1 protein-coding gene is annotated in these 1,446 nt (G+C 69.4%); it reads right to left on the bottom strand.

Going from position 1 to position 1,446, the window contains the following annotated elements; all coding sequences use genetic code 11:
- Nucleotides 1-173 precede the first annotated feature (173 nt).
- Nucleotides 174-1,388 carry a CaiB/BaiF CoA transferase family protein gene (locus AC04MI_RS25135; protein ID WP_476499041.1) on the bottom strand — a complete coding sequence of 405 codons (1,215 nt, stop codon included), beginning with the start codon at nt 1,386-1,388 and terminating at the stop codon, nt 174-176.
- Nucleotides 1,389-1,446 lie beyond the last annotated feature (58 nt).

Below are 1,446 nucleotides of genomic sequence, written 5' to 3'. Positions count from 1 at the left end.
GCCGCGCCGGTGGCCAGGGCCTGGCGGCGCGTGAGCACGCCATGGCGGGCGGGCGCGATGCGGTGCATGTCAAAAGCAGGGGTGGGCTGGGGCACGGTTGTCTCCGGTAGTGGGGTTGGAATCCGGGGCCTGCGGTCTGCGCCGCGTGGGTTGCCCCGGTCGTCAAGGAAAAATCAGGCAATGGCCCCGGTGGCTTGCAGCGCGGCCACTTCATCGGCCGTGTAGCCCAGGCCCTGCAGCAGCTGCGCCGTGTGCTGGCCCAGGCGCGGCGGGTCGCAGCGCACATCGAGCCGCTGGCCGTCCATGCGCAGCGGCATCAGCGTGATCTGCGCGGTCTGCCCGGCACGTTCGCCATCGGGCAGCGTGATGTCGGCAAGGCCCCCCGTGGCTTGCAGGTGCGGGTCGTCAAACAGTTCTTCGGGCCGGCGGATGGGTGCAAACGGCAGGCCGTGGCGCTCGAAGATCGCGGCCAGCTCGTCCGCCGTGCGCTGCGCCAGCCGCTCGCGCAGCACCGGCATCAGCGTGGGGCGGGCGCGCACACGGTCGTTGTTGGTGGCCAGGCCGGTGTCGGCCTTCAGGTCGCCATAGCCCATGGCGTCGCAGAAGGTCTGCCACTGCGCATCGCTCACGGCGGCCAAAAAGATCTGCCCGCCGTCCTTCACGCTGAACACGTCGTACACGGCCCAGGACGAGATGCGGTCGGGCATGGGCGCCGCCGGTTTGCCGGTGACGGCGTACTGCATCATGTGCTGGCCGACCAGGAACACGTTGTTCTCGAACAGGGCCGAGTCCACCTCCTGCCCGCGCCCGGTGATGCCGCGCTGCATCAGCGCSGCCATSGCRCCGATGGCRCCGAACATGCCGCCCATGATGTCGTTCACGCTGCTGCCYGCGCGCAGCGGGTCGCCSGSGCGGCCGGTCATGTAGGCSAGGCCGCCCATCATCTGCACCACYTCGTCCAGMGCCGTGCGRTGSTCGTAGGGGCCGGGCARGAAGCCSKTGTGGYTSACGTAGATGAGGCGCGGGTTGACCTGGCTCAGCGCGGCATAGTCCAGGCCGTATTTCGTCATCACGCCGGGCTTGAAGTTCTGCGCCACCACGTCGGCCGATGCGGCCAGCTTGCGCGCCACCGCCAGGCCCTCGGGGCTGCGCAGGTCGATCGCAATGCTCTTCTTGTTGCGGTTGAACATGGGGAAGAAGCCCGCGCCCGCGCCCAGCAGGTGGCGCGTGCGGTCGCCGTCCACGGGCTCGACCTTGATGACCTCGGCCCCCAGGTCGGCCAGCACCATGCCGCAGGTGGGGCCCATGACCATGTGGGTGAACTCCACCACGCGCAGGCCTTCCAGCGGCAGGCGGGGGGACGAGAGAGAGGCGGATGTGTCGTGCATGTTCAGAGCGTTCAGAAAGGGGTTCAGGCCGTTGATGCTTCGCGCAGCACGGCGGGTG

The organism is Acidovorax sp. LjRoot204 (assembly GCF_056175785.1).
Note: the sequence above shows the minus strand (reverse complement) of the source record. Positions and strands in the feature narration are given on the sequence as shown.